This is a genomic window from Numidum massiliense (genome assembly GCF_001375555.1).
GTDB classification, from domain to species: domain Bacteria; phylum Bacillota; class Bacilli; order Thermoactinomycetales; family Novibacillaceae; genus Numidum; species Numidum massiliense.
The window spans coordinates 1-3,786 of the sequence record NZ_CTDZ01000005.1 but is presented as its reverse complement, the minus strand read 5'-3'; the positions used below and the strand labels follow the sequence as shown (position 1 = coordinate 3,786).

Here is a 3,786-nt window from a genome sequence, read left to right as displayed (position 1 = left end):
TGTCTGGTGACGAGAGCGGAGGGGACACACGCGTTCCCATCCCGAACACGACCGTTAAGCCCTCCAGCGCCGATGGTACTTAGGGCGCGAGCCCTTGGAAGAGTAGGACGTTGCCAGACGGATACATTATAAGTATAATGTACATGATGGAGAGGTGTCCGAGCTGGCCGAAGGAGCACGATTGGAAATCGTGTAGGCGGCGATAACCGTCTCGAGGGTTCGAATCCCTCCCTCTCCGCCAGATATTAACTAGGCCCGTTGGTGAAGCGGTCAACACACCAGCCTTTCACGCTGGCATTCAGGGGTTCGAATCCCCTACGGGTCACCACTCAGTTAGCTCGGATTGAGGAGTAGAGATGTTGCAACATGAATTAACGTCGAAGCATGTCCTCAATTCCCAGCTCACACCTCTTCTTTAACGGACGGTTAGCTCAGTTGGGAGAGCACCTGCCTTACAAGCAGGGGGTCGGCGGTTCGAGCCCGTCACCGTCCACCAAATATTGTCGCGGGGTGGAGCAGTCTGGCAGCTCGTCGGGCTCATAACCCGAAGGTCGCAGGTTCAAATCCTGCCCCCGCAACCATAATTGTAATTTCTGCTACACAGAAACAACCATATTTTTCTTTAACTACGTAATGTGTGGAGCTGTGGTGTAGAGGCCTAACATGCCTGCCTGTCACGCAGGAGATCGCGGGTTCGAATCCCGTCAGCTCCGCCACCAAATTTTAACGTTGACTTTGTAATCGTATCAGGGTAAAATATTTAAATGTCGGGTTTTATTTTCCTTACCCCTCACCGGTCATTCAAGGTTCGGTAGCTCAGTCGGTAGAGCAGAGGACTGAAAATCCTCGTGTCGGCGGTTCGATTCCGTCCCGAACCACCATTTATATCTTTAGCCGGTGTAGCTCAACTGGTAGAGCAACTGACTTGTAATCAGTAGGTTGGGGGTTCAAGTCCTCTCGCCGGCACCAGGGGCAATATTTATGGAGGGATACCGAAGTGGCCAAACGGGGCAGACTGTAAATCTGCTGGCGATGCCTTCGAAGGTTCGAATCCTTCTCCCTCCACCACACCATGCATTAAGCTTGTTTAGTAGGGGCGTAGTTTAATGGCAGAACAGTGGTCTCCAAAACCATTAGTGTGGGTTCGACTCCTGCCGCCCCTGCCAATATGGCGATCGTGGCGAAGTGGTTAACGCACCGGATTGTGGCTCCGGCATCACGGGTTCGATTCCCGTCGGTCGCCCCACTAACAACGTGTTGGGGAGTAGCCAAGCGGTAAGGCAACGGACTTTGACTCCGTCATGCGCAGGTTCGATCCCTGCCTCCCCAGCCAAGTGTGCGGAAGTGGCTCAGTGGTAGAGTATCGCCTTGCCAAGGCGAGGGTCGCGGGTTCGAATCCCGTCTTCCGCTCCATTATCACCGCTTTAATGGCGGCATAGCCAAGCGGTAAGGCAGAGGACTGCAAATCCTTTACCCCCGGTTCGAATCCGGGTGCCGCCTCCATAACCTGCTTGACTACATCCATACCGTTTGTTATAATTAACTGCGTCGTAACATGCCGGGGTGGCGGAATTGGCAGACGCACAGGACTTAAAATCCTGCGGTAGGTTACTACCGTACCGGTTCAAGTCCGGTCCTCGGCACCATATGCAAGCGGACGTGGCGGAACTGGCAGACGCGCAAGATTCAGGTTCTTGTGGTCACTAACGACCGTGGGGGTTCAAGTCCCTTCGTCCGCACCAGAAAAGATCGTGTGCCCTTAGCTCAGCTGGATAGAGCGTCTGACTACGAATCAGAAGGTCGGGAGTTCGAATCTCTCAGGGCACGCCATTTTTATTTTTCCGCGCCGGTGTGGCGGAACAGGCAGACGCGCACGACTCAAAATCGTGTTCCTTTGCGGGAGTGTGGGTTCGATTCCCTCCACCGGCACCATTAGTTATAGCGAGCCATAAAAAACTCTGAAGGATAAGTCCTCAGAGCTTTTTTTATTTTTACTTAAACAATTATACGAGCTCTCCTGTTAGGGCGGTAATGGCTCATGCTTTTTTTGTAGCACGGCCTATGCCTTTTTTTAATGCTACTTTTCCACTATAATGGTGGGGGGAGCGACCAATGGCAAAGGGGGGATCGCAATGACAGCAAACGATACGAACGACCAGTTAAAACTGACAGCACTGTCGACAAAAGCTGGGTGAGGTTGCAAAATCGGTCCAAGTGACCTAGCGCAAGTTTTGCGCTGTTTACCGCAAACAGTTCCAGACCCTAATTTGTTAGTCGGGTTAGATACTTCCGACGACGCGGGCGTGTATCGGTTAACGGACGACTTGGCGCTCGTACAAACCGTCGATTTCTTTACGCCGATCGTGGATGACCCTTACATGTTCGGGCAAATTGCAGCTGCGAATGCTCTCAGTGACGTGTACGCAATGGGGGCAAAGCCGCTTACCGTTTTAAATATCGTTGGATTTCCTATCAATAAGTTGGATAAACAAATACTGGCTGATATACTGCGCGGCGCGAGTGACAAAGTCCAAGAGGCGGGCGCCACGTTAGTCGGTGGCCACTCCATCGACGACCAAGAACCGAAATTCGGTATGGCCGTCACTGGAATTGTCCATCCTAATGACGTGGTAAGTAATGCAGGCGCAAAGCCTGGGGATAAAATTGTATTGACGAAGCCGATCGGCATCGGTATCCAGACGACAGCGATTAAGCGCGATTTATTGACGGAGGAGGAAATTGCGCGCGTCTCACATGTTATGGCCCAGTTGAACAAAGAGGCAGCGGATGTGATGCGTTCTTATCAAATACATGCGTGTACGGACGTAACTGGTTTCGGTTTGTTAGGGCACCTGCAAGAAATGGCTATCGGCAGCCAGGTCGGCATACACGTGCGTTATGCGGACGTACCAGTGTTACCCCGCACGCGGGAGTTGGTTAAGGCAAAGAGCGTTCCCGGAGGAAGTAAGGAAAACGCGAAGTGGTTGGCGCACAACGTCTCGTATGCTGACGCAATCGATGACGCTGCCCAACTTATTTTGAGTGACGCTGTTACTTCAGGCGGTCTGCTCGTGGCGATCGCGGCTGAGGAAGCCGAACAGTTTGTCGTGGAACTCCGTTCACGCAACGTCGAGGCGGCGATCATTGGGGATGTAACAGCAGCGAATAAAAACGACGTAGGAAAAATTTGCGTATCGTAATGTTTCGTTTCCACCAAACCAATGACCGAAACAAAAAAGGGCACGTTGCCCTTTTTTTCCCCTTGCGTACCAATAGCGTCATGTGGTATAATTTATTTTGTTGATTGTATGTCGGGGTGTGGCTCAGCTTGGTAGAGCACCTGCTTTGGGAGCAGGGGGCCGCAGGTTCGAATCCTGTCACCCCGACCATTCATTTAGTATGGTACTCGCGACAGATGCGGGTGTACCCAGAGGGCACAACGATGTCGCTCGAACAGAGTAGCATATTCGACGTAGTACTCGCGACAGATGCGGGTGTAGTTCAATGGTAGAACACCAGCCTTCCAAGCTGGATACGTGGGTTCGATTCCCATCACCCGCTCCACTAAAAAGAATTAAACGTACCGCTGCCGTTCAGAAGTCCTCTCCGTGAGGGCTTTTTTTGTGAAAAAAAAGCCGTGCTATGTGGCTGATCATCCGTTGTATGTGTAACATTTCTCTCGAAGGGTTTTAGCAGGAATTTGGAGGGAGAATATAGAAAAGGAAGACCTAAATAGTACTCCTAACCACCACGAAAGGAGAGGTCTTCCTTGAAAACCATTATACC

Annotated in this window: 1 protein-coding gene, 19 tRNA genes and 1 rRNA gene; all 21 read left to right on the top strand. The window is 51.6% G+C overall.

The genetic code is table 11. From position 1 onward, the window contains the following. Window positions 1-2: 2 nt before the first annotated feature. The 21 genes from rrf to BN1247_RS00040 all read left to right on the top strand — a co-directional run bounded on the left by rrf (window position 3) and on the right by BN1247_RS00040 (window position 3,564). Window positions 3-119 (top strand): 5S ribosomal RNA (rrf, locus tag BN1247_RS00140). Between the two features lie 29 nt (window positions 120-148). Further along, window positions 149-241: transfer RNA gene (locus tag BN1247_RS00135), tRNA-Ser, on the top strand. An 11-nt stretch (window positions 242-252) separates the two neighbouring features. Then, window positions 253-328 (top strand) — tRNA-Glu (locus BN1247_RS00130). 92 nt (window positions 329-420) lie between these two features. After that, a tRNA-Val gene (locus BN1247_RS00125) sits at window positions 421-496 on the top strand. Window positions 497-504: 8 nt separating this feature from the next. Next, window positions 505-581 (top strand) — tRNA-Met (locus BN1247_RS00120). Between the two features lie 58 nt (window positions 582-639). Beyond that, a tRNA-Asp gene (locus BN1247_RS00115) sits at window positions 640-716 on the top strand. Window positions 717-805: 89 nt separating this feature from the next. Continuing rightward, window positions 806-881, top strand: a tRNA-Phe gene (locus tag BN1247_RS00110). Between the two features lie 12 nt (window positions 882-893). Next, window positions 894-969: transfer RNA gene (locus tag BN1247_RS00105), tRNA-Thr, on the top strand. Between the two features lie 14 nt (window positions 970-983). Beyond that, window positions 984-1,068, top strand: a tRNA-Tyr gene (locus BN1247_RS00100). A gap of 24 nt (window positions 1,069-1,092) precedes the next feature. Next, window positions 1,093-1,166, top strand: a tRNA-Trp gene (locus tag BN1247_RS00095). A 5-nt stretch (window positions 1,167-1,171) separates the two neighbouring features. Beyond that, a tRNA-His gene (locus tag BN1247_RS00090) sits at window positions 1,172-1,246 on the top strand. 12 nt (window positions 1,247-1,258) lie between these two features. Then, window positions 1,259-1,333 (top strand) — tRNA-Gln (locus tag BN1247_RS00085). Between the two features lie 5 nt (window positions 1,334-1,338). Next, window positions 1,339-1,413: transfer RNA gene (locus BN1247_RS00080), tRNA-Gly, on the top strand. 16 nt (window positions 1,414-1,429) lie between these two features. Beyond that, a tRNA-Cys gene (locus tag BN1247_RS00075) sits at window positions 1,430-1,503 on the top strand. A gap of 54 nt (window positions 1,504-1,557) precedes the next feature. Then, window positions 1,558-1,646, top strand: a tRNA-Leu gene (locus BN1247_RS00070). 7 nt (window positions 1,647-1,653) lie between these two features. After that, window positions 1,654-1,742, top strand: a tRNA-Leu gene (locus tag BN1247_RS00065). A gap of 11 nt (window positions 1,743-1,753) precedes the next feature. Beyond that, window positions 1,754-1,830 (top strand) — tRNA-Arg (locus BN1247_RS00060). A 15-nt stretch (window positions 1,831-1,845) separates the two neighbouring features. Next, a tRNA-Leu gene (locus BN1247_RS00055) sits at window positions 1,846-1,932 on the top strand. A gap of 242 nt (window positions 1,933-2,174) precedes the next feature. Further along, the gene (gene selD / locus BN1247_RS00050) at window positions 2,175-3,200 is read left to right on the top strand and encodes a selenide, water dikinase SelD (RefSeq protein WP_231633039.1); all 1,026 of its coding nucleotides are present in this window, start codon (window positions 2,175-2,177) and stop codon (window positions 3,198-3,200) included. 112 nt (window positions 3,201-3,312) lie between these two features. Continuing rightward, window positions 3,313-3,389, top strand: a tRNA-Pro gene (locus BN1247_RS00045). A gap of 101 nt (window positions 3,390-3,490) precedes the next feature. Continuing rightward, window positions 3,491-3,564: transfer RNA gene (locus tag BN1247_RS00040), tRNA-Gly, on the top strand. The last annotated feature ends 222 nt before the right edge of the window (window positions 3,565-3,786 follow it).